This window comes from Pseudomonas sp. H11T01 (genome assembly GCF_048515765.1).
Lineage (GTDB): Bacteria > Pseudomonadota > Gammaproteobacteria > Pseudomonadales > Pseudomonadaceae > Aquipseudomonas.
Window position 1 is genome coordinate 227,553 of record NZ_JBLYED010000004.1, and the last position, 20,767, is coordinate 248,319.

The following is a 20,767-nucleotide window of genomic DNA, read 5'->3' on the forward strand; positions in this document are numbered from 1 at the left end:
TCGCGAGCAAGCCCGCTCCCACACTAGACCAGGGGTGTTTGACAGGTTGTTTTACCCCCGCCGATCCAGCAGATTCACCACCACCCGATCGACCCATCCCCAAACCCGCTGTTTAACCCGTTTCCACAGCGGTCGGTTTTGCCATGCCTCAAGGCTGACGACCTGGCTCTTGGCAAAGTCCGTTTCGAAGCTCGCCGCCACCGCGCGCGTCAGCTCATGATCGAGCGCCTCCAGATTGGCTTCGAGATTGAAGCGCAGATTCCAGTGATCGAAGTTGCACGAGCCGATGCTCACCCAATCATCGATCAAGACCATTTTCAGGTGCAGAAAGCACGGCTGATACTCGAAGATCTTCACGCCAGCCTTCAGCAGACGCGGGTAGTAGCGATGCCCGGCGTAACGCACTGACGGGTGATCGGTGCGCGGCCCGGTGAGCAGCAAACGCACATCGACGCCACGCGCTGCGGCTCTGCGCAGCGAGCGGCGGACTTTCCAGGTCGGCAGGAAGTATGGCGTCGCCAGCCAGATGCGGCGCTGGCCGCTGTTCAAGGCGCGAATTAGTGATTGCAGGATGTCCCGATGCTGACGGGCGTCGGCATAGGCGACCCGGCCCAAGCCCGGGCCTATCGCCGGTACCCGGGGCAGCCGTTGCAGGCCGAAGGTCGAGGCGGGCTTCCAGGCCCGGCGATGACGGTTGGCGATCCATTGCCGGTCGAACAGCATCTGCCAGTCGAGCACCAGCGGGCCGACTATTTCCACCATCACTTCATGCCATTCGCTGATGTCCTCGCCTGGGGTCCAGAACTCATCGGTGGCGCCAGTGCCACCCACCACTGCCAGGCTTTGATCGACTAACAACAGCTTGCGGTGATCGCGGTAGAGGTTGCGCACCCAGCGCCGCCAACTCAATCGATTGTAGAAACGCAGCTCGACGCCAGCCTCGATCAATCGGCTGCGCAAACTCAACGTGAAAGCCAGACTGCCATAGTCATCGAACAGGCAGCGCACACGAATGCCGCGTTCGGCTGCCTGCACCAGCGCCTGAACCATGGCTTCGGCGCAGGCACCGGCCTCCACCAGATACAACTCAAGTTCTACCTGCCGCTCGGCGCGGGCAATCGCCACCAACATGCGCGGGAAAAAATTCGGCCCATCGATCAGCAGCTCGAAGCGGTTGCCTTCGCGCCAGGGAAAAACCGCGCCGCCCATGTCAGCGCGCCGTGAAAATCAGCACCGCACCCACCGGTACCGAGAGACTGATCGCCGACAATCCCGCGGTATTGCGTAGCGCCGTCAGGCCTGGCGCCAGATCGAAGTCCTCGGCATTCAGCACCAGCGGCTCAAGGGTGACAACCTGGAAACGTCGGTCATCCAGCCTTGTAGCCAGCAACTCTGCGTTGTAGTTCTGTTCCTTGCCATGGAGCTTTACCGTCAGCGGCAGCCGCAGTTCGAGCTGTGCGCCGGGGGCCAGATCACTGATGGGTTGTAGATTGAGTTGCGCGCTGATCAGCGCCTGCGGGAAGGACTTGATCTCGAACAGGTCCTTGCGCATGCGCTCATCACGCAACGGGATGCCGCTATTGACCGACTCCAGCTCGACCTGCACTTGCGCCATGCCCTTGGCATCAACCGTGCCGTGCAGCACCAGAAAGCGCTGAACTTCGGAGATATGGGCGTTCTTGGTGGTGATAAAGGACAGTCGTGAAGACTCTCCATCCAGATACCAATTTGCCTGGACAGGCAGGGTCGCGCAGGCCGTCAGCAGCAAAGCGCACAGTTTGAAGAACGAAGCGTTGGGCATAACAACTCATGGGTAAATAAACCTGAGCTGAACCTTAACTGGCCGCAGGCGAGTTGCAAACTATCTATTAACCCGCCAAGTCCGAGCGTGCCCCCCTGTGGCGAGGGAGCTTGCTCCCGCTCGAGTGCGTAGCAGTCGCAAAACCTGCAAATGCGGTCTATCTGAAGCATCGCCTGGTTTTGGGAGCGCTGCGCACTCCAGCGGGAGCAAGCTCCCTCGCCACAAAAGCGCGGTGTTCAAGGCAATAGTCGACAACCCTGGCGTGTACCAATCCAAGCGGCGGTATTGGTTCGGCCCATACCACTGGCCGTCACATGCTTGCTCACCGCGTCATCAAAAAAAGCGCTGGTTGGCAGATATTGCTTCACATAGGCAGCGCAATACTCCACCGGATTGTTCATCACATACCGGCAAGAGCAGTACTCCTTGGCGGTGTAGGCGCTGATAATGTCCGGAAACGCCTGCAACGCCAGCCGCTCCTGCCAGCCCCAACCCAGTAGCGCCACCACCAGCAAAATCAGCAGACTGCTGAACGGCCTGCGGCGGACAAACCTTTGGCGGCTCATGGCTGCACCTGCGGGGCAAAGGCGGCCAAGGCGCGTTTGAGCAGTTCGTTGTGCCGGTAACTGCCGTCACGATCATCGCCATAGCGCACGATCACCAGATTTTCACTGGGGATGACATACATCGCCTGCCCCCAATGCCCCAGCGCGGCGAAGGTATCGGCGGGCGCGTCTGGCCAGGGTTTGGCAGCGCCATCTACTGCGCGATTAAGCCACCATTGACCGCCCGGCACAGCGTCATCCTGGTTCGCTTGATAGTGAGCAAACGGTTGGCGATTGAACTCGACCCAGTCCTTGGGCAGCACCTGCCGATCGCCCCAACGACCGTCGCGTTGCATCAGCAGACCGATCCGCGCCAGATCGCGGGCGGTGAGGTAGGCATAGGACGAGGCAACAAAAGAGCCGCTGGCATCGGTTTCCCACACCGCGTTGCGAATGCCCAAGGGTTCGAACAACGCGGTCCACGGATAATCCGGATACTTCGCGCCCAGCATGTTTTTCAGTGCGCCAGACAACAGGTTGCTGTCACCACTGGAATAGCGAAATGCCTGACCCGGCGCGCTGAACTCTCCATGATCAGCGGCGAACGCGGCCATATCGCTGCGGCCACGGGTGTAGAGCATGGCCACCACCGATGACTTCAGTGGGGCATATTCGTAGTCTTCCTGCCAATCCAGACCTGACGCCCAGTGCAGCAGATCAGCCATGGAAATCGCCGGATGCTTTTGCAACGGCGGATAGAATTTCGCCGCAGCGTCCTGCAATGCAAAACGCCCCTCGCCATACGCCACGCCCAACACGGCGGCCATCAGACTTTTGCTGATGGACCAGGTGAGATGCGGTGTATCGACGCGGGTCGGCCCGGCATAGCGTTCGTAAATCAACTGACCGTCGCGGATTACCAGCAAGGCATCGGTGCGGATGCCTTTGTGGGTGATGTCGTCGCGGGTCTCAAAGGTGTAATCCTCCAGGGCTTGCGCCGGACCGGTGATCTGTGGGCCTTGGGACCATGTTTCAGTGGGCCAGTTTTCGGCGACGACTTGAGCACTTATGAAGAGCAGCGCAAGCAGCAGGGTCGAGCCTTTGAACATGGCGGGCACTCAGGAGGATGAACCTGCTGAGCCTAGTTGAGATAGATGACAGTTTTGAAAGTACCCGCAACTCCAAAGACGACACTAAACCTGTGGCGAGGGAGCTTGCTCCCGTTCGGCTGCGCAGCAGTCGCAAATCAGGCTAAAGCGATTTGTCTGATAAAACGCAGTTGCAGGTTTTGGGATTGCTACGCAATCCAGCGGGAGCAAGCTCCCTCGCCACAGGAAATTCATCGCCTTCAGCGCGCCAACGCTTTCGCTAGTCGCTTGGCCCGCGCCCCGGTGGCCAGGTCCAGCACCGCCCGATCACGCAGCCACAGCTCCGCCCATTGCGCCGGGCCATCGTTGAAGGCGTCATTCAACTCAGCCTTGAGGGAATCAAACTGCGCGAACAAACCACCCAGCAACACATGCCCGGCATTCGAGTTCGGGCTCTGCCGACTGACTTCCGCACACCCGGCCAGCAGTGCCAACAGCCTTAATTGCAGACTCTGCGGCCAGTCGCAGTCCTGACCGACGCCATACAACCAGGCGCTCATGGCACTGAGCACATAGATGTCTTCCAGCGTGCGGAACGGTTTGACGTAAGCATCCCAACCATCCCCCGCCAGCAACTCACAGAGGGCATTGTCGAGAAACAGACGACCGTGGCTGATGTCCGACATCAACGGGATGGCCGGCAGTTTTTCCAGGCGTACGCCGGGCTCACCGGGGTAAACCACCGCCAGACTCAAACGCGCCGATTCACCTGGTGCCTCGCAGCGCGCCGCAATGAGCAGCCAGTCCGCCGCGTCGCCGGCGGTAACGAAATCCTTGTGCCCGCTCAGCCGCAGGTCATCGAGACGGGTTTGCATGTCCGCCGGGCGCAGGCTGCGCTGCTCGGTCGCGCACAAGGCGCCCAGGCTCGGCGGCGCACTGGGCCACAGCATACGTAACGCGGCCTGATAGCCCACCAGAAACGCCAGCCCCGGCGTCGCCATCAACCGACCGCCGCGCACCGCCAGTTCGAACGGCGTCACGCTGCCCAACTGCTGTAACAACACCGAATAGCCTTCTGCCAGATCCGGGTTGGCGGGCAGACGTTCGCAGCGGTTCAACAAGGCTTGCCAAGGCATAAGAGGGTCCTCTGGGGGGCTGTCATATAAGCATCACCAAAGCTTAATGGCGATGACACCGGGGCTACATAGCCTGACTTTGCACAACAAATTTGCATAAAGAAAGTCGATCGGCTGCAACCCAAGACGGGTGAGTAGCCCGTACGGAGATTCGCAATGACTCAGATCGCCCGCATCAGCGACACCGGCAATGAACGCCGCCTGCAAGCCGAACGCCTGATCGGTGTCGAGGCCTTGCAGGAAGCCCAAACCTTGCGCTTCAACGTTTTCAGCGGCGAATTCAATGCCAAACTGAAAGGCGCGGAGCTCGGTCTGGACATGGATGACTATGATGTTCATTGCGCCCACATCGGCGTACGTGACCTGAACACGGGTCGTCTGGTTGCCACCACCCGCTTGCTCGACCATCAGGCCGCCAGCAGTCTGGGGCGTTTCTACAGTGAAGAGGAATTCAGTCTGCACGGCCTCGTGCACCTCAAAGGCCCGATCCTGGAAATCGGCCGCACCTGCGTTGACCCGGCATATCGTAATGGCGGCACCATCGCCGTACTTTGGGGCGAACTGGCTGAAGTGCTCAACGAAGGGGGTTACAGCTACTTGATGGGCTGCGCCAGCATCCCGATGCAAGACGGCGGGATTCAGGCCCAGGCGATCATGCAACGCCTGCGCGAACGTTACCTGTGCACCGAACACTTGCGCGCCGAACCGAAGAAGCCACTGCCTGCCCTCGACATCCCGTCCAACGTGATCGCCGAAATGCCGCCACTGCTCAAGGCTTACATGCGTCTGGGGGCGAAAATCTGCGGCGAACCCTGCTGGGACGAAGACTTCCAGGTCGCCGACGTGTTCATCCTGCTCAAGCGTGACGAGTTGTGCCCACGTTATGCACGGCACTTCAAGGCGGCAGTCTGATGAGCCGGTTGCGGGTGTACGCGCGGATTGCGCGGGTGTTGGTGGTGGTCACGCTGGGGTTGAGCATGGCCAGCGTGTTCGGCCTGTTCGAGCGCATGGGCATGGCCAATTCCATGGTCCGGCGTCAGCGCTGGTCACGGTTTTTCATGGCCCGGCTGGGCAATGCCCTGCCCTTTCGCGTGACCGTTCACGGTGAACTGCCGCAACAGCCAATGCTGTGGGTCAGCAACCATGTGTCATGGACCGACATTCCATTGCTTGGCATGCTGACACCGCTGTCGTTCCTGTCCAAGGCCGAGGTTCGCACCTGGCCGGTCGCCGGCTGGCTGGCGGCCAAGGCCGGCAGTCTGTTTATCCGTCGCGGTTCGGGCGACAGCCAGTTGATCCGCAAACAGATGAGCCGTCATCTGGAGCAGGAGCATCCGCTGCTGATGTTCCCGGAGGGCACCACCACCGACGGCCGTTCGCTGCGCACCTTCCACGGCCGCTTGTTGTCCGCCGCCATTGACGCCGACGTTGCACTGCAACCGGTGGCCATTCGGTACTTGCGTGATGGACAGGTCGATCCATTGGCGCCGTTCATTGGTGACGATGACCTGCTGTCACACCTGATGCGTTTGTTCGCCAATGATCAGGGTAAGGTGGAAATTCATCTGCTCAAACCGATTGCCTGTCACGGCCAGGAACGCGCCGCCCTGGCCTTCCAGGCACAGCAAGCGGTGCAAAAAGCGTTGTTTGGTGAAATTGTCGAGCCTGCGCAACCGCGTCGTGCCGGCGAGCTGGTCGCTGCCTAAAAAAAGATCGCAGGCTACGCCAGCTCCTACATTTAAATGGTGTACACCCTGTAGGAGCTGCCGAAGGCTGCGATCTTTTGATCTTATCTATATGCGCTGCGCCGCAAAATCCTGAAGCTGCGGATAGAACAACCGAAAGTCCTCGCTCAACGGTTCATACAACTTTTCCAATTCCTGCATCGCTCCTGCCAACTCCTCCGGCCGCGTCAAGCGCCGCGAAATCCCCCGCAGCACTTGCTCCAGCACCACAAAATCCCGGTAAGAACCCAACCAGTCATTCGCCGCCATGTGGGGAGCGATCTCGGCCAGGCGCCCTGGCAATCGGGGTTCAGCGGCCAGCACTCGGTAAACGTCCGAGGTGAAATGCTCCAGCGGCCGGTCAGCATACAACGCCCAATCCCGGGCCAGGCAGTGATCGAAAAAAACATCGAGCACGATGCCGGCGTAACGCCGCCGCGTAACCGAAAACCGCGACAGCGACACGTCCACCAGCGGATGGCGATCGGTAAACATGTCGATGCTGCGGTGCAATTGAATCGCGGCCTCGATCTCTGGATCGAACTGTCCTTGCAGCCGACCTTTGACGAAGTCGCCATACAGGCTGCCGAGCAGTTGACCCGGGCGCTGACCGCCAAGGTGTAGATGTGCGAGATAGTTCATAGAGCGCAGCTTAGCACCACGCCGACAATATCGTTATAACCCGATATATCGATTTACGCTGATCTCAGATCAAAATCATATTGGTATATCGCGAAATACCGATTTAAAGTTCGCCCCATCGCGATATAACGTTTTACCCACCCCGAGCACTGCCATGACCATCGACCTCGACGAAATAATAAAAGCCCTGGCGCACCCAGTACGGCGAGAAATCCTTCACTGGCTCAAAGACCCGACGGTCGAGTTTCCCGACCAGAGTCACAGCAACGAGCACGGCGTCTGTGCCGGACAGATCGATCAACGCTGCGGCCTGTCGCAATCGACCGTGTCCGCGCATTTGGCGATCTTGCAGCGTGCCGGTCTGATCAGCAGCCGGAAAGTCGGCCAATGGCACTTCTTCAAACGCAACGAGGAAACCATTCAGGAATTCCTCCGCGCCATTAGTAAAGAGCTCTGACCCAGAGCTTTACAAAGGACTGCACAATGCCCCTCTCGCTACTTATTCTGGCCCTGAGCGCCTTCGCCATCGGCACCACCGAGTTCGTCATCATGGGCTTGCTGCCTGAAGTGGCGGCTGACCTCGGCGTGTCGATTCCCGGCGCCGGCTGGCTGGTGACCGGCTACGCCCTGGGCGTGGCCATCGGTGCGCCGTTCATGGCACTGGCCACCGCCAAACTGCCACGCAAGGCTGCACTGGTCGCGTTGATGGGCATCTTCATTATCGGCAACCTGCTGTGTGCGCTGGCCAGTGATTACGACGTACTGATGTTCGCCCGGGTCGTGACTGCTCTGTGTCACGGCGCCTTCTTCGGTATCGGTTCCGTAGTAGCTGCTGGCCTGGTGCCGGCTAACAAACGCGCTTCGGCGGTGGCCTTGATGTTCACTGGCCTGACCCTGGCCAACGTTCTCGGCGTACCGCTGGGCACCGCACTGGGCCAGGAAGCCGGCTGGCGTTCGACCTTCTGGGCCGTGACTGTTATCGGTGTGATCGCGCTGATCGGCCTGATCCGTTTCCTGCCCGCCAAACGCGATGAAGAGAAACTCGATATGCGCTCGGAGCTGGCCGCCCTGAAAGGCGCCGGGATCTGGTTGTCGCTGAGCATGACCGCGTTATTCGCAGCGTCGATGTTCACCCTCTTCACCTACGTTGCACCGCTGCTGGGTGACGTCACTGGCGTCTCGCCAAACGGCGTGACCTGGACATTGCTGCTGATCGGCCTTGGCCTGACCGTCGGCAACATCATCGGCGGCAAGCTGGCGGACAAACGCCTGGCCGCCACCTTGATCGGCGTCTTCATCTCGATGGCGGTGGTCTCCACTGTACTGAGCTGGACCAGCGTCGCGGTGATCCCGACCGAAATCACCCTGTTCCTCTGGGCCAGCGCCTCGTTCGCCGCCGTTCCGGCCCTGCAAGTGAATGTCGTGACCTTCGGCAAGGCCGCACCGAACCTGGTGTCGACCCTGAATATCGGCGCCTTCAACATCGGCAACGCACTCGGCGCCTGGGTTGGCGGCAGCGTGATTGCCCACGGTTTCGGCTTGACCAGCGTGCCTCTGGCCGCTGCAGCACTGGCGGTCCTCGCACTGCTGGTGACCCTGATTACTTTTCGTCAGAGCGGCAATGCCGAGCTGGCCCCTGCTACCAACTAATCATCAAGAGGGTTGTATCCATGACCACTATTTTCGATCCCATCACACTCGGCGACCTGGAGCTTTCGAACCGCATCATCATGGCGCCGCTGACCCGCTGCCGCGCCGATGAAGGCCGTGTGCCGAACGCGCTGATGGCTGAGTACTACGTACAACGCGCTTCCGCCGGGCTGATCCTCAGCGAGGCCACTTCGGTCACGCCGATAGGCGTGGGCTACCCGGACACTCCCGGTATCTGGTCCAACGACCAGGTGCGCGGCTGGAGCAACGTGACCAAAGCGATCCACGGTGCTGGCGGCAAAATATTCCTGCAACTGTGGCACGTGGGTCGGATTTCCCACCCGTCTTACCTGAACGGCGAAGCACCGGTCGCTCCGAGTGCCATCCAGCCTAAAGGCCATGTCAGCCTGGTTCGTCCGTTGGCCGACTTCCCGACCCCGCGAGCCTTGGAAACCGCTGAAATCGCCGACATCATCGACGCTTACCGTGTGGGTGCCGAAAACGCCAAGGCCGCCGGTTTCGACGGTGTGGAAATCCACGGCGCCAACGGTTACCTGCTCGACCAGTTCCTGCAAAGCAGCACCAACCAGCGCACCGACCAATACGGTGGATCCCTGGAAAATCGTGCGCGCCTGTTGCTGGAAGTGACTGACGCTGCGATCGAAGTCTGGGGCGCCGGTCGCGTCGGCATGCACCTGTCACCACGTGCCGATCTCCATGACATGGGCGACGACAACCTGTCCGAGACTTTCACCTACGTCGCTCGCGAACTGGGCAAACGTGGCATCGCCTTCATCTGCTCCCGCGAGAAAGACGCCGGCGACAGCCTCGGCCCACAACTGAAAGAAGCCTTCGGCGGCCCGTACATCGCCAACGAGCGTTTCACCAAAGACAGCGCCAATGCCTGGCTCGCCAGCGGCAAGGCCGATGCGGTTGCCTTCGGTGTGCCTTTCATCGCCAACCCGGACCTGCCGGCGCGCCTGAAAGCCGATGCACCGCTGAATGAAGCGCGTCCAGAACTGTTCTACGCCAAGGGTCCGGTCGGCTACATCGACTACCCGGTGCTGTAAACCGTATTCAGGACGCGTCTGCGTAAAACCAAAAAGCCCCGACTCGAAAGAACCGGGGCTTTTTTAGTGGTCGGCGATCAGGATTTTGAAGCCAGGGCTTTTTCCACCGCTTCAATAAACTCCGGACTGTCGGGTTTGGTCAGGCTGGAAAAATTGGCAATCACCTTGCCCTGGCGGTTGACCACGTACTTGTAGAAATTCCACTTCGGCGCACTGCTCTGCTCGGCGAGGATCTTGAACAAATGGGTCGCGTCGGGGCCTCGAACTTTTTGCGGCTCGGTCATGGTGAACGTTACGCCGTAGTCCACATAACAGACTTTGGCCGTTTCGGCGCCGTCCTTGGACTCTTGCTTGAAATCATTGGAAGGAACGCCGACCACCTCCAGCCCTTGTTCCTTGTAACTCTGGTACAAGGCCTCAAGGTCTTTGAACTGTGGAGCGAAGCCGCAGAAACTGGCGGTATTGACCACCACCAGCGGCTTGCCGGCGAAGCGCTCGCACAGATCGACGGATTCCTTGGCATGTAATTTCGGCAATGAGCCTTGCAACAGCGACGGACACCCGGCAGCCAGTGCCGAACCGCCGAAAGCCACGAGTAGAGTTGGAACCGCAAACCAGCGCATCAGCATTGTTCAGTGTCCTTGTCAGGTCGTCAGACGGCGAAGTTACTCGTCCTTGAGCCGAGCTAGTAAGTGGCTTTCTGTAGGAGCAGCCGGTCGACGCTCGATTGGTCCGGGCGGCGTTCCGACGATGACGGTCTCAAGTACGCCATCGCCGGCAAGCCGTGCTCCTACAGGTGTTGCGGCGAAGACGGGGCAGCCCCTCCTAACAAGTGCCCATGCCCAGTTGCATCAGTGCCAGGCCGCCCTGATGCCAGCCCCACCAGGCCAACGCCAGGAGCAACGCGCCGACACTCAAGCCCACGCACCATGGCCAGAACCTGTTCACACCGCACTCATCTGTGTTTGCAGACGCGCAACCGGTCGTTCACGCACCGGCCAGTTCAACGCAGCAGCCAACACACTTAAGAGAATCGCCACCTGCCAGATCAAGTCATAGCTGCCGGTTCGGTCGTAGACAACCCCACCCAACCAGCCACCCAGGAACGAGCCCAACTGGTGAAACAGGAAAACGATACCACCGAGCATAGACAGATTCCGCACACCGAACAGTGTCGCCACCGTGCCGTTGGTCAGCGGAACGGTCGACAGCCATAAGAAGCCCATGGCCATGCCAAACAGGTAGGCGCTCACCTGCGTGACCGGCGCCCACAGGAATAGGCCAATTACCACGGCACGCAACAGATACAGCCCGGTCAGCAGGCGCGGTTTTGACATCCGTCCGCCGAGCCAGCCAGCGGTGTAGGTCCCGAAGATATTGAACAGGCCGATCAGCGCCAACACCGTGGTGCCCGTGGTTGCCGGCAGATGCTGATCCACCAGATAGGCCGGCAAATGCACGCCGATAAACACCACCTGAAAACCACAGACAAAAAAGCCGAACGCCAACAGCCAAAAACCAGAGTGCGAGCACGCTTCATGCAAGGCCTCGGACAAGGTCTGCTCATGGCCCGATACGGGCAACGGGTTGTCCTTGAGCATACTCACCAGCGGCACGATCAGCGCCACCAGCAAACCCAGCACCAACAGCGCCGCGGACCAGCCAAGCCAGCCGATCAACCCAAGCGTGCCGGGCAACATGGCGAACTGGCCGAAGGAGCCGGCAGCACTGGCGATCCCCATGGCCATGCTGCGTTTTTCTGGAGGCACGGCACGCCCGACCACGCCCAGAATGACCGAGAACGAAGTACCTGACAGGCCGATCCCGATCAACAAACCGGCACTCAGCGACAACGACCAGGCCGAGTCGGACAACCCCATGAACACCAGCCCCAAGGCGTAAAACACGCCGCCGATCAGCACCACTTTCGCCGCACCGAAACGGTCGGCCAGCGCACCGGTAAAGGGTTGCGCCAGACCCCAGATCAGATTCTGCAAGGCAATGGCGAACGCAAACACCTCCCGCCCCCAGCCAAATTCAGTACTCATCGGCGCCAGAAACAGTCCGAAGCCATGCCGCACACCCAAGGACAACGCGAGGATCAGCGCACTCCCGAGAAGAACCCAACCGCTGGTACGCCACATCGATGTCATTCTTATTCTCCACTAACGGGTATATACCCGCTTATGATCGGACTTATTGCCTTCAGGCAAGCTCATCCAGCAAGGCCAGCAAGGTTTCCCGCTTCTGCGCCCCCAGTTTCTCAATCAAACGCTGTTGCGCCGCTTCCCACGCCGGCAAAGCCGCCGCCAGTCGCTCTCGCCCGGTTTCGGTGAGCAGCACGACGCGATTGCGATGATCTTCACCTTCGACCAGCGTGACCAGACCTTCGCCCTCCAGCACCCGCAGATTACGCCCCAAGGTGCTGCGGTCCAGGCCCATGGCGTGGGCCAGGGTCGAAATGCTCGGTTGGTCCAGACGTTGCAAATTACACAGCAAAGAATACTGCGCAACATTGATCCCGAAGCCGTCGAGAGCGCCGTCGTAATGCCTGCTGACGCCTCGAGCGGCGCGACGCAGGTTGGTGCATAAACACTGGGAAGGAAGCATAGTGCGTGTATATACCCGCGGTTAAATGAAAGCAAGTTTTGAGCGATTACTACCGCACTTCTGTACCGTCTGATCGATAGCAATCGCGAGCAAGCCCGCTCCCACATTAGTTCTGCGCCGTTCACGCCATCGTGGACTGACACAGATCAAGTGTGGGAGCGGGCTTGCTCGCGATGACGGCAGACCAGTCAGAAAATACCTGTCAGACCAACGCCAACCCAACCAACACCGCAACCTCCAACAATTCCAGCATCGCCCCCGCCGTATCACCGGTAGTCCCGCCCAACCGCCGCATCATCACTTGCCGCAACCAGAAGAACACCACCACCGCCAGCACCACGGCAAACACACCACTGAACCCTGCGATCAGCACACAGACCAGCGCACTCAGCAGCAATACCTGCTTGCCGGCCACACGCGGCAGATGATCCGCCAACGCTTGTCCCAATCCACCGGCGCGCACATAAGGCGTGGTCAGGAACAATCCGAGCAAGGCGCTGCGGCCGATCAATGGCGCCAGGATCAACAAGACGCTGTGCTGCTGCTCGATCAACGCCAGCAACGCGGCGAATTTGAGCAACAGCACCAACACCAGCGTCACGACCGCAATCGGCCCGCTGCGTGGGTCCTTCATGATCGTCAGAGTGCGTTCACGATCACCAAAACCACCAAGCCAGGCATCAGCGCTATCGGCCAGGCCATCCAGATGCAAACCGCCACTGAGCAAGACCCAGGCCGTCAGCAGCAATGCGGCGTGCAGCAATAACGGCGATCCAGCGAGCACCCCGTTCAATACCCACAACAGCGCACCGAACAGCAACCCGACCAGCGGATAAAACAGCAAGGAACGGCCCAGCTCCTGCGGCTGCGGCATACCCGGCAGACGAATCGGCAAGCTGCTGAGAAATTGCAGGGCGATCCAGAAAGGCAGCATGTTCAGACCTCTTCACTCAAGGTCGCATTGGCCTCGACCCGCAGCGAAAACAGCGCACCGTGGCCGACTTCAACGTTGAGCAATTGCTCGCGAGGCAAACCTCGAGCCTGAGCCAGCAGCAAACGCATCACGCCGCCATGGCTGATCAACAATACTCGTTCACCGGCATAGGCGTGGTGCAGCCGCTCAACCGCCGCCAGCACCCGCGCCGAAAACGCTATGACCGGCTCGCCCTCTGGTGGGGTGAATCCGTAAGGATCAGACCAGAACATACCCAAGGCTTGGGCGTCGGTTTCCATCAGTGCCGCTGCACTCTGCCCTTCCCAGGCACCGAAATGCAGTTCTTGCAGGTCTTTTTCCAGCTGCACCGGCAACCCGAGGCGCTCGCCCAGTTCCTCTGCGAAGCGTGCGCAACGTTGCAACGGCGAGCTGACCAGCCGATCCCACGGCCCCTTTTCCAGCACCGCCGCGCGCATCTGCTCCCAGCCTTTGGCCGTCAACGCATCATCCAGACTGCCACGCAAGCCACCACCGAGTTCGGTTTCGCCGTGACGCAGCAGGTCCAGGTGCATCATGCCGGACGATCCGCCACGGCCGCTTCAGCGAAGGTCGCCATCTGACCGTGCAGGTCGCAAGCCAGTCGCAACAACGGCACCGCCAACGCGGCACCACTGCCCTCGCCCAAGCGTAAACCGAGATCCAGCAACGGCTCGGCCTTTAAGGCCTCCAGCACATGACGATGACCCGGCTCGGCACCGCGATGACCGAACAGCAACCAGTCGCGACAGGCCGGATTCAAGCGCACCGCGACCAATGCCGCGACACTGCAGATGAAACCGTCCACCAGCACCGCCACGCCTTCCTGCGCGCACGCCAGGTAAGCACCGACCAGCGCTGCGATTTCGAAACCACCGAGGTTGAACAGAGTTTGCAACGCATCACCGCGCTGAGCGGCATGCAACGTCAGGGCTCGCTCGATGACCTGCGCTTTATGGCTGACACCTGCGGCATTCAGACCAGTGCCCGGCCCAGCCAGATGCGCCACCGGGCAATCGAGCAACGCGCAAGCCAAGGCGCTGGCGGCGGTGGTGTTGCCGATGCCCATCTCGCCGCCGATAAACAGTTCAGCCCCTGCCGAAATGGCACGGCGCACGCTGTCACGTCCGGCTTCCAGGGCCAATTCGCCTTGGGTTTGAGTCATGGCCGGGCCGTTGACGAAGTTCTGTGTACCAGCGCCAATCTTCAGATGACGCACGCCCGGAAGATTCAGCGAAGGGGTGACGGTGCCCAGATCGACCACTTCCAGCTGCGCGCCCAGCTGCCGCGCCAGTACGCTGATAGCCGCACCGCCGCTGACGAAGTTGTGCAGCATCTGCCCGGTAACTTCCTGGGGGAACGCAGACACACCTTCGGCGACGACACCGTGGTCACCGGCAAAGATCGCAATCCATAGCTGATTCAGGCTCGGTTTGACCCGCCCCTGCAACCCGGCCAATTGCACCGCAACGCTTTCCAGTTGCCCAAGAGAACCGGCCGGTTTGGTCAGTTGCTGCTGACGAGCCGCCGCCTGCTCGTAAGCTTGGGTGTCGATCGCTTTGCACGGATTCAGCCACCAGGAGTTACTCATAACGCAGTTCCTTTCAAAGTCAGGGGCAGGCCGGCGACGGTCAGTACGACACGCTGACAGCGCTCAGCCAGGGCTTGATGCAACCAACCGGCTTCATCGACATAGCGGCGAGTCAATTCGCCCAGCGGCACGACACCGAGACCGGTCTCGTTGCTGACAAAAATGATTTCACCCGGCAACGATGCCAGGCTCTCCAGAAGCGCTTCACGCTCGGCCGCCAGACGCTCGGGGTTGTCCAGCATCAGCAGATTGGTCAGCCACAAGGTCAGGCAATCCACCAGCAGGCAACGCTCGGTGCTCGCGGTTTCGCGCAGCACACGGGCCAGCTCCAGCGGCTCTTCGATCAAAGACCATTCAGCGGGACGGCGGGCACGGTGATGAGCAACCCGCTCGTTCATCTCGCCATCCAGCGGCTGGCTGGTGGCGATATAAGTCACCGCCAGGCCGCTGTCGGAAGCGAGTTTTTCAGCCAGACGACTTTTGCCGGAGCGAGCGCCGCCGAGGATCAGTTGCAGCATGTTTGAAATCCTTAATTTAGCGGTGAGGCCGCTGGCCTCATCGCGAGCAAGCTCGCTCCCACAGGGATCTGGTGAACGCTGGAGATCCAATGTGGGAGCGAGCTTGCTCGCGGTGGGGACATAACAATCGGACTAAATCCCACAGAGTTCACGCAACAGACCCGTATTCAAATGCTGCTCGACCAAATCAGCCAACCGCTCAATGTCACGCTCGCGCAGGCCGTGGTAATCCACCTCCTGCACATCCTGCAAACCTGCCCAACGCAAGAGCGCACTGCAGGCCGCCGGCGATTCGAACAAGCCATGCAGGTAGGTGCCGAAAATCTGCCCGTCGGCACTTTGTGCGCCATCACGGCGACCGTCGTCCAGATGCACGGCAGCCAGCTCCAGCGCGGCGCCGGTAGTGACGCCGGCATGAATTTCATAACCGCTGACGGGCGCGTCTTCCAGGGCCAAACGGCCACGGACGTTGCGCAATTGCTTCTCTTCTTCAAGGACCGTGGCAAATGCCAACAGGCCCAGACCGTCACTCGAGCCTGCCGCCCCTTCAAGGCCCAACGGGTCGTGCAGGTGCTCACCGAGCATCTGCAAACCGCCGCAGATCCCCAGCAGTTTGCCGCCGTAACGCAGATGCCGAGCGATGGCCGTGTCCCAGCCGTTGGCGCGCAGGTACGCGAGGTCGCTGCGTACGCTTTTCGAGCCGGGAAGAATAATCAGGTCAGCGCTCGGAATCGGCTGGCCGGGGCCGACGAATTGCAGATCGACTTGCGGGTGCAAGCGCAGCGGATCGAAATCGGTGTGGTTGCTGATGCGCGGCAAGACCGGCACAACGACTTTCAGCACCTGCTCGACCTTGTCGGTCTGACGTTGATCAATGCCGTCTTCGGCTTCCAGGTGCAGGTCCATGACATACGGCAACACGCCGATCACCGGCTTGCCGGTGCGCGCTTCGAGCCAGTCGAGACCGGGTTGCAGCAAGGCAATATCGCCTCGAAAACGGTTGATGATGAAGCCTTTGACTCGTGCCTGTTCGCTGGCCGACAGCAACTCCAAAGTCCCCACCAAATGGGCGAACACCCCGCCGCGATTGATATCGGCGATCAGCAGCACCGGGCAATCCACCGCTTCGGCAAAGCCCATGTTGGCGATATCGCCAGCACGCAGATTGATCTCGGCCGGCGAGCCGGCGCCCTCGACCATCACCACTGGGTAAGCGGCACTCAAGCGTTGATGAGAGGCCAGCACCGCCTGCATGGCGATGGCTTTGTAGTCGTGATAGGCCACGGCATTCATGCTGGTCACCGCGCGACCATGAATGATCACCTGTGCGCCGGTATCGCTGTTGGGCTTGAGCAGCACCGGGTTCATATCAGTGTGCGGTTCAAGATTGGCGGCCTGAGCCTGCACCGCTTGGGCACGACCGATTTCGCCGCCGTCCGCCGTTACCGCGCTGTTAAGCGCCATGTTCTGCGGTTTGAACGGCACGACGCTGACGCCCTGGCGGGTCAGCCAGCGGCACAGCGCCGTTACCAGCGTACTTTTACCGGCGTCCGAAGTGGTGCCTTGCACCATCAGCGTGGTCATGGCGCTTCCTTGGTGTAGGCCTCGAAGGCTTGCTCGAGGCGCAGCCAATCGGCTTCATCGGCCGGCAAGCCGAAACGCAGGCTGCTGTTGTGGGTGAACAGGCGCAGCAGAATGCCGCGTCGGGCCATGAACTCGTGCAACTGTTCAGCGCGGGCGGTGATCAGCCATTGGAACAAGGCGCAACCACCTTGCGGTTTCAGGCCATAGCGCTCAAGTACTTGCGCCAAACGCTGACTGGCCTCTTCGCTGCGCTGGCGTTGCCGGGCATGCCCGTCCGTATCGCGCAGGCAAACCTGCCCCACCACCCGCGTCGGCCCGCTGACCGCCCATGGTCCGACCTGCTCGGCCAACAACTTGAGCAGTTTGCGCTCGGCCAGCACGAAGCCAAGCCGTACACCGGCGAGGCCGAAAAACTTGCCGAACGAACGCAAAACGATCAACCCGACCTGATTGGCATGCGCGGCCAGGCTCAAGTGCGGTGTGTTGTCCATAAAGGCTTCATCGACCACCAGCCAGCCACCGCGCTGCGCCAATCGCGCATGCCAATCTAGCAAGCGCCCCGGGGTCAGGCTCAGGCCAGTCGGGTTATTCGGGTTGACCACCACCAGCACGTCGAGGTGGTCGACAAAGAAGTCAACTTCCTGTTCCAGCACTTCCCGCACGATGTAGCCACCACGACGCCAGGCCTCGGCATGCTCGGCGTAACAGGGCGAAAGCACGCCCACCTTACCGGCGCGGCGCAAACGCGGCAGCAACTGAATCGCTGCTTGCGAACCCGGTACCGGCAGCACTTGAGCCGCACCGTAATACTCGCAGGCCGCCTGTTCGAGACCATCATCGGTTTCCGGCAAGCGCGCCCAGGCCCGCAGCGGAATTTCCGGTACCGGCCACGGCCAGGGCGCGAGGCCGCTGGACAGGTCCAGCCAATCGGCTTCGGCAATGCCGTAGTGCAGCGCTGCCTTGCGCAACCGCCCACCGTGCTCAAGCATAGAACTCAGCTCCCACGCAGAGAATCAGCAGCCACAACCACACACCACGCTGCACCAATTGCCAGCCTCGGTCGATAGAGTTGGCGTCAGCCGGCGCACCCTCACCGAGTTGCGGACGCTGATGCAGTTCACCGTGGTAGATCGCCGCCCCGCCCAACTCGACGCCCAAGGCACCTGCGCCCGCCGCCATCACCGGACCGGCGTTCGGGCTGTCCCAGGTGGAGCCCTGAGTCCGCCAGCATTTCAATGACAGACGGGTTTTGCCCAACAGCGCGTAGGTCAGGGCAACCAGACGGGCAGGAATATAGTTGAGCCCATCGTCGATCTTCGCCGCAGCCCAGCCAAAGCGTTCGAAACGTTCATTGCGATAGCCCCACATCGCGTCCAGGGTATTGCTCAGGCGATACAGCACCACGCCCGGCGCTCCGGCGACGGCAAACCAGAACAACGCGGCGAACACTGCATCGCTGCCGTTTTCCAACACCGATTCGGTGGCGGCCCGGGCGACTTCTGTTGAATCCAGCTCGCTGGTCTGACGGCTGACCAGATAACTCACTCGCCGCCGTGCTTCGTCCAGGTCATCGCTGCGCAACGCTTGAGCGACCGGCTCGACATGCTCGCCGAGGCTGCGCAGGCCAAGGGCGCAATACAGCGCAAGAATCTCGACCAGCCAACCGACATAGGGCAGCCAGGAAAAGGCCGTCACTAACAGAGTCAGCGGCAGAACCGCCAGCACCCAGGCGGTGACGCCATGGCTGCGCCAGCCACGGCCGCCGGAGTTGAAACGTTGCTCGATGCGATCAGCAAAACGGCCGAACGCCACCAGCGGATGCCAGCGTTTGGGTTCGCCCAGCAGCGCATCCAGCGCAACCGCAGCGACACTCAACAACGCCACACTCATTGACTCACTCCCCAATAATTCTCATACAGCAATTCACTCAGCGGACGCGGCTGCGCCCAGCCTTCGAGCACCAGCATGGGCGCCGGATAAAATGCTTTCACCGGTCCCAGACACAACACCGCCAGCGGCTTGGCCCCGGCCGGCAAGCCGAGCAGATCAGCCAGAGCCTGGGGTTCGAACAACGACACCCACCCCATGCCCAGACCTTCGGCGCGGGATGCCAGCCAGAGATTCTGAATGGCACAGGACAACGAGGCCATGTCCATTTCCGGCAAGGTCCGGCGACCAAAGATATGCCGCTCGCGATCATCCATCAGCGCGGCGACCAGCACTTCGGCGCAGTCGTTGATGCCTTCGACTTTCAACTTCATGAATTCGTCGGACCGTTCGCCCAGCGCCTCGGCGGTGCGCACGCGTTCCTCTTCCACCAGTTGCTGGATCTTGCCGCGCAATGGACGGTCGGTGATGCGGATAAACCGCCACGGCTGCATCAGGCCAACACTGGGGGCTTGATGGGCGGCTTCGAGCAGGCGTCTGAGCAGTTCAGGCTCGACGGTGCCGCCAGCGAAGTGGCGCATGTCGCGGCGCTCGCCGATGACTCGGTAGACCGCCGCGCGTTCGTGCGCAGAAAATGCGTTGTCAGTCATGTTGGATCAGGCGCAAACAGCGCGGCCACTGCCGACGGGTTGGAAGGAAAATAGAAGTGCACGTAGGACGCGGTCATTCGACCGTCACGATAAACCGCTTCTGCACCCCGTCCACCATTAGGGCTCAGGCCACGGGCAATCGGCTCCAGCTCCGTACTGGTCAGCGAATGGTGATAGGTGTGACCGCGCAACGAACCTTCCGGCAGATCAACCGCCTGCAAGGCCAACGCCGCCAGACGCTTTTGCATCACCGCGTCGCCCGCCAACAATCCCACCAGTTCGGCGCGTTGCCCCTCGACATCGGTCAAGGAGTCGAGCAAGTACAACATGCCGCCACATTCAGCCAGCAACGGCTTACCGGCAGCATGGTGTGCGCGGATCGTAGCCAGCATCGTGGCGTTTTCCGCCAGCGCCACATGATGCAATTCCGGGTATCCGCCCGGCAGGTACACGCTGTCAGCCTCAGGCAATTCACGGTCATGAATCGGCGAGAAGAACAGCAACTCGGCGCCCATCGCCCGCAGCAGGTCCAGACTCGCGCCATAGGTGAACGCGAACGCTTCATCGCGGGCCACGGCAATCCGTACTCCGGCCAATAAGGGTTCCGCGACTACAACGTCAGGCGCAGCGAACTCGACCGCAGGCGGCAACGCCACTTCGCAACTGCTGGCCAAGGCGTCGGCCGCCGCGTCGAGGCGCAGGTCCAGATCATTCAATTCGCTGGCCTGCACCAGGCCCAGGTGACGGCTCGGCAGTTCGATCCCGGTTTCCCGGGACAACGCACCATACCAGCGCAGGCCCTCGGTCAGGCTGCCTTCGAGCAATTGCGCATGGCGCAAGGTGCCAACACGGTTGGCCAGCACACCGGCAAACGGCAAGTCCGGCTGATAACGCGCCAGGCCCAAGGCCAGGGCGCCGAAGGTCTGGGCCATGGCCGTGCCGTCGATCACTGCGAGCACCGGCACACCAAAGTGCCGCGCCAGATCGGCGCTGGACGGCGTGCCGTCGAACAGGCCCATGACCCCTTCGATCAGAATCAGGTCAGCCTCGCCCGCCGCTTCCCACAGCAAACGACGGCTTTCTTGTTCGCCGACCATCCACATGTCCAGTTGATACACCGGCGCACCGCTGGCGCGCTCGAGAATCATCGGGTCGAGGAAGTCCGGACCACACTTGAACACCCGAACCTTGCGTCCCTGATTGCGATGCAAACGGGCCAGCGCGGCGGTCACGGTGGTCTTGCCCTGACCGGAAGCCGGCGCGGCGATCAATACCGCCGGGCAATGACGTGCATCACTCAT

24 protein-coding genes are annotated in these 20,767 nt (G+C 61.0%); 5 read left to right on the plus strand and 19 right to left on the minus strand.

Features of this window, described 5'->3' with window-relative positions; all coding sequences use genetic code 11:
• Positions 1 to 51: 51 nt before the first annotated feature.
• The 5 genes from ACN1C3_RS07300 to ACN1C3_RS07320 all read right to left on the minus strand — a co-directional run bounded on the left by ACN1C3_RS07300 (position 52) and on the right by ACN1C3_RS07320 (position 4,570).
• Positions 52 to 1,209 carry a phospholipase D-like domain-containing protein gene (locus tag ACN1C3_RS07300; protein WP_419115134.1) on the minus strand — a complete coding sequence of 386 codons (1,158 nt, stop codon included), beginning with the start codon at positions 1,207 to 1,209 and terminating at the stop codon, positions 52 to 54.
• Position 1,210: 1 nt separating this feature from the next.
• Positions 1,211 to 1,801 (minus strand): YceI family protein, encoded by a 591-nt coding sequence (locus tag ACN1C3_RS07305; RefSeq protein WP_419115135.1) that lies wholly within the window; start codon positions 1,799 to 1,801, stop codon positions 1,211 to 1,213.
• Between the two features lie 236 nt (positions 1,802 to 2,037).
• The gene (locus ACN1C3_RS07310; RefSeq protein WP_419115136.1) at positions 2,038 to 2,367 is read right to left on the minus strand and encodes an amidase; all 330 of its coding nucleotides are present in this window, start codon (positions 2,365 to 2,367) and stop codon (positions 2,038 to 2,040) included.
• A complete protein-coding gene (locus tag ACN1C3_RS07315) occupies positions 2,364 to 3,455 on the minus strand; it encodes a serine hydrolase domain-containing protein (RefSeq protein ID WP_419115137.1) in 1,092 nt (363 codons plus the stop codon). Before ACN1C3_RS07315 ends, ACN1C3_RS07310 begins: the two co-directional genes overlap by 4 nt.
• Before the next feature lie 239 nt (positions 3,456 to 3,694).
• Positions 3,695 to 4,570, minus strand: coding sequence for an acyl-CoA dehydrogenase (locus tag ACN1C3_RS07320; protein WP_419115138.1), 876 nt, complete (start codon positions 4,568 to 4,570; stop codon positions 3,695 to 3,697).
• Between the two features lie 156 nt (positions 4,571 to 4,726).
• Here ACN1C3_RS07320 and olsB point away from each other — a divergent pair, with 156 nt between their 5' ends.
• Positions 4,727 to 5,482, plus strand: a complete 756-nt coding sequence (olsB, locus tag ACN1C3_RS07325; protein ID WP_419115139.1) for an L-ornithine N(alpha)-acyltransferase — start codon at positions 4,727 to 4,729, stop codon at positions 5,480 to 5,482.
• Positions 5,482 to 6,276, plus strand: coding sequence for a lysophospholipid acyltransferase family protein (locus ACN1C3_RS07330; protein WP_419115140.1), 795 nt, complete (start codon positions 5,482 to 5,484; stop codon positions 6,274 to 6,276). The genes olsB and ACN1C3_RS07330 overlap by 1 nt, the downstream gene beginning before the upstream one ends.
• A gap of 87 nt (positions 6,277 to 6,363) precedes the next feature.
• Here the strand turns inward: ACN1C3_RS07330 and ACN1C3_RS07335 are convergent, their stop codons facing one another.
• Positions 6,364 to 6,936, minus strand: a complete 573-nt coding sequence (locus tag ACN1C3_RS07335; protein WP_419115141.1) for an ACP phosphodiesterase — start codon at positions 6,934 to 6,936, stop codon at positions 6,364 to 6,366.
• A 154-nt stretch (positions 6,937 to 7,090) separates the two neighbouring features.
• Here ACN1C3_RS07335 and ACN1C3_RS07340 point away from each other — a divergent pair, with 154 nt between their 5' ends.
• Genes ACN1C3_RS07340 through ACN1C3_RS07350 form a run of 3 tightly spaced genes read left to right on the plus strand, consistent with a single transcriptional unit; the run spans position 7,091 to position 9,656 of the window.
• Positions 7,091 to 7,393 carry an ArsR/SmtB family transcription factor gene (locus tag ACN1C3_RS07340; protein ID WP_419115142.1) on the plus strand — a complete coding sequence of 101 codons (303 nt, stop codon included), beginning with the start codon at positions 7,091 to 7,093 and terminating at the stop codon, positions 7,391 to 7,393.
• 26 nt (positions 7,394 to 7,419) lie between these two features.
• Entirely contained in the window at positions 7,420 to 8,586 is a 1,167-nt protein-coding gene (locus ACN1C3_RS07345; protein WP_419115143.1) for an MFS transporter, read from the plus strand.
• Between the two features lie 20 nt (positions 8,587 to 8,606).
• Positions 8,607 to 9,656, plus strand: a complete 1,050-nt coding sequence (locus ACN1C3_RS07350) for an alkene reductase (protein WP_419115144.1) — start codon at positions 8,607 to 8,609, stop codon at positions 9,654 to 9,656.
• Positions 9,657 to 9,733: 77 nt separating this feature from the next.
• On the opposite strand, the gene ACN1C3_RS07355 is transcribed toward ACN1C3_RS07350, so the two are convergent.
• The 13 genes from ACN1C3_RS07355 to ACN1C3_RS07415 all read right to left on the minus strand — a co-directional run bounded on the left by ACN1C3_RS07355 (position 9,734) and on the right by ACN1C3_RS07415 (position 20,767).
• Positions 9,734 to 10,285, minus strand: a complete 552-nt coding sequence (locus ACN1C3_RS07355; RefSeq protein WP_419115145.1) for a glutathione peroxidase — start codon at positions 10,283 to 10,285, stop codon at positions 9,734 to 9,736.
• A gap of 196 nt (positions 10,286 to 10,481) precedes the next feature.
• Entirely contained in the window at positions 10,482 to 10,604 is a 123-nt protein-coding gene (locus ACN1C3_RS07360) for a hypothetical protein (protein ID WP_419115266.1), read from the minus strand.
• The gene (locus ACN1C3_RS07365) at positions 10,601 to 11,809 is read right to left on the minus strand and encodes an MFS transporter (RefSeq protein WP_419115146.1); all 1,209 of its coding nucleotides are present in this window, start codon (positions 11,807 to 11,809) and stop codon (positions 10,601 to 10,603) included. Before ACN1C3_RS07365 ends, ACN1C3_RS07360 begins: the two co-directional genes overlap by 4 nt.
• Before the next feature lie 52 nt (positions 11,810 to 11,861).
• Positions 11,862 to 12,266: a MarR family winged helix-turn-helix transcriptional regulator gene (locus ACN1C3_RS07370; RefSeq protein ID WP_419115147.1), complete on the minus strand. Its 405-nt coding sequence runs from the start codon at positions 12,264 to 12,266 to the stop codon at positions 11,862 to 11,864.
• Positions 12,267 to 12,468: 202 nt separating this feature from the next.
• Positions 12,469 to 13,200: an adenosylcobinamide-GDP ribazoletransferase gene (locus ACN1C3_RS07375; protein WP_419115148.1), complete on the minus strand. Its 732-nt coding sequence runs from the start codon at positions 13,198 to 13,200 to the stop codon at positions 12,469 to 12,471.
• 2 nt (positions 13,201 to 13,202) lie between these two features.
• The gene (gene cobC, locus ACN1C3_RS07380; RefSeq protein ID WP_419115149.1) at positions 13,203 to 13,775 is read right to left on the minus strand and encodes an alpha-ribazole phosphatase family protein; all 573 of its coding nucleotides are present in this window, start codon (positions 13,773 to 13,775) and stop codon (positions 13,203 to 13,205) included.
• Positions 13,772 to 14,827, minus strand: coding sequence for a nicotinate-nucleotide--dimethylbenzimidazole phosphoribosyltransferase (gene cobT / locus ACN1C3_RS07385; RefSeq protein ID WP_419115150.1), 1,056 nt, complete (start codon positions 14,825 to 14,827; stop codon positions 13,772 to 13,774). Before cobT ends, cobC begins: the two co-directional genes overlap by 4 nt.
• Positions 14,824 to 15,345, minus strand: coding sequence for a bifunctional adenosylcobinamide kinase/adenosylcobinamide-phosphate guanylyltransferase (gene cobU, locus ACN1C3_RS07390; RefSeq protein ID WP_419115151.1), 522 nt, complete (start codon positions 15,343 to 15,345; stop codon positions 14,824 to 14,826). Before cobU ends, cobT begins: the two co-directional genes overlap by 4 nt.
• A gap of 132 nt (positions 15,346 to 15,477) precedes the next feature.
• On the minus strand, positions 15,478 to 16,929 hold the full coding sequence (locus tag ACN1C3_RS07395; RefSeq protein WP_419115152.1) for a cobyric acid synthase: 1,452 nt from the start codon (positions 16,927 to 16,929) through the stop codon (positions 15,478 to 15,480).
• Positions 16,926 to 17,918 (minus strand): threonine-phosphate decarboxylase CobD, encoded by a 993-nt coding sequence (gene cobD, locus ACN1C3_RS07400; RefSeq protein WP_419115153.1) that lies wholly within the window; start codon positions 17,916 to 17,918, stop codon positions 16,926 to 16,928. The genes ACN1C3_RS07395 and cobD overlap by 4 nt, the downstream gene beginning before the upstream one ends.
• Positions 17,911 to 18,819 (minus strand): adenosylcobinamide-phosphate synthase CbiB, encoded by a 909-nt coding sequence (gene cbiB, locus ACN1C3_RS07405; RefSeq protein ID WP_419115154.1) that lies wholly within the window; start codon positions 18,817 to 18,819, stop codon positions 17,911 to 17,913. Before cbiB ends, cobD begins: the two co-directional genes overlap by 8 nt.
• The gene (gene bluB, locus ACN1C3_RS07410) at positions 18,816 to 19,466 is read right to left on the minus strand and encodes a 5,6-dimethylbenzimidazole synthase (RefSeq protein WP_419115155.1); all 651 of its coding nucleotides are present in this window, start codon (positions 19,464 to 19,466) and stop codon (positions 18,816 to 18,818) included. The genes cbiB and bluB overlap by 4 nt, the downstream gene beginning before the upstream one ends.
• Positions 19,463 to 20,767, minus strand: a complete 1,305-nt coding sequence (locus ACN1C3_RS07415; protein WP_419115156.1) for a cobyrinate a,c-diamide synthase — start codon at positions 20,765 to 20,767, stop codon at positions 19,463 to 19,465. The genes bluB and ACN1C3_RS07415 overlap by 4 nt, the downstream gene beginning before the upstream one ends.

Coding starts and splice junctions, on each gene's coding strand:
- cobU (WP_419115151.1), bottom strand. CDS start 15,345: ATGCTGCAACTGATCCTCGGCGGCGCTCGCTCCGGCAAAAGTCGTCTG.
- ACN1C3_RS07370 (WP_419115147.1), bottom strand. CDS start 12,266: ATGCTTCCTTCCCAGTGTTTATGCACCAACCTGCGTCGCGCCGCTCGA.
- ACN1C3_RS07350 (WP_419115144.1), top strand. CDS start 8,607: ATGACCACTATTTTCGATCCCATCACACTCGGCGACCTGGAGCTTTCG.
- ACN1C3_RS07305 (WP_419115135.1), bottom strand. CDS start 1,801: ATGCCCAACGCTTCGTTCTTCAAACTGTGCGCTTTGCTGCTGACGGCC.
- ACN1C3_RS07415 (WP_419115156.1), bottom strand. CDS start 20,767: ATGAGTGATGCACGTCATTGCCCGGCGGTATTGATCGCCGCGCCGGCT.
- ACN1C3_RS07315 (WP_419115137.1), bottom strand. CDS start 3,455: ATGTTCAAAGGCTCGACCCTGCTGCTTGCGCTGCTCTTCATAAGTGCT.
- ACN1C3_RS07335 (WP_419115141.1), bottom strand. CDS start 6,936: ATGAACTATCTCGCACATCTACACCTTGGCGGTCAGCGCCCGGGTCAA.
- ACN1C3_RS07330 (WP_419115140.1), top strand. CDS start 5,482: ATGAGCCGGTTGCGGGTGTACGCGCGGATTGCGCGGGTGTTGGTGGTG.
- ACN1C3_RS07320 (WP_419115138.1), bottom strand. CDS start 4,570: ATGCCTTGGCAAGCCTTGTTGAACCGCTGCGAACGTCTGCCCGCCAAC.
- ACN1C3_RS07345 (WP_419115143.1), top strand. CDS start 7,420: ATGCCCCTCTCGCTACTTATTCTGGCCCTGAGCGCCTTCGCCATCGGC.
- ACN1C3_RS07310 (WP_419115136.1), bottom strand. CDS start 2,367: ATGAGCCGCCAAAGGTTTGTCCGCCGCAGGCCGTTCAGCAGTCTGCTG.
- ACN1C3_RS07395 (WP_419115152.1), bottom strand. CDS start 16,929: ATGACCACGCTGATGGTGCAAGGCACCACTTCGGACGCCGGTAAAAGT.
- cobT (WP_419115150.1), bottom strand. CDS start 14,827: ATGAGTAACTCCTGGTGGCTGAATCCGTGCAAAGCGATCGACACCCAA.
- ACN1C3_RS07375 (WP_419115148.1), bottom strand. CDS start 13,200: ATGCTGCCTTTCTGGATCGCCCTGCAATTTCTCAGCAGCTTGCCGATT.
- ACN1C3_RS07300 (WP_419115134.1), bottom strand. CDS start 1,209: ATGGGCGGCGCGGTTTTTCCCTGGCGCGAAGGCAACCGCTTCGAGCTG.
- ACN1C3_RS07355 (WP_419115145.1), bottom strand. CDS start 10,285: ATGCTGATGCGCTGGTTTGCGGTTCCAACTCTACTCGTGGCTTTCGGC.
- cobD (WP_419115153.1), bottom strand. CDS start 17,918: ATGCTTGAGCACGGTGGGCGGTTGCGCAAGGCAGCGCTGCACTACGGC.
- ACN1C3_RS07365 (WP_419115146.1), bottom strand. CDS start 11,809: ATGACATCGATGTGGCGTACCAGCGGTTGGGTTCTTCTCGGGAGTGCG.
- ACN1C3_RS07340 (WP_419115142.1), top strand. CDS start 7,091: ATGACCATCGACCTCGACGAAATAATAAAAGCCCTGGCGCACCCAGTA.
- cbiB (WP_419115154.1), bottom strand. CDS start 18,819: ATGAGTGTGGCGTTGTTGAGTGTCGCTGCGGTTGCGCTGGATGCGCTG.
- cobC (WP_419115149.1), bottom strand. CDS start 13,775: ATGATGCACCTGGACCTGCTGCGTCACGGCGAAACCGAACTCGGTGGT.
- bluB (WP_419115155.1), bottom strand. CDS start 19,466: ATGACTGACAACGCATTTTCTGCGCACGAACGCGCGGCGGTCTACCGA.
- olsB (WP_419115139.1), top strand. CDS start 4,727: ATGACTCAGATCGCCCGCATCAGCGACACCGGCAATGAACGCCGCCTG.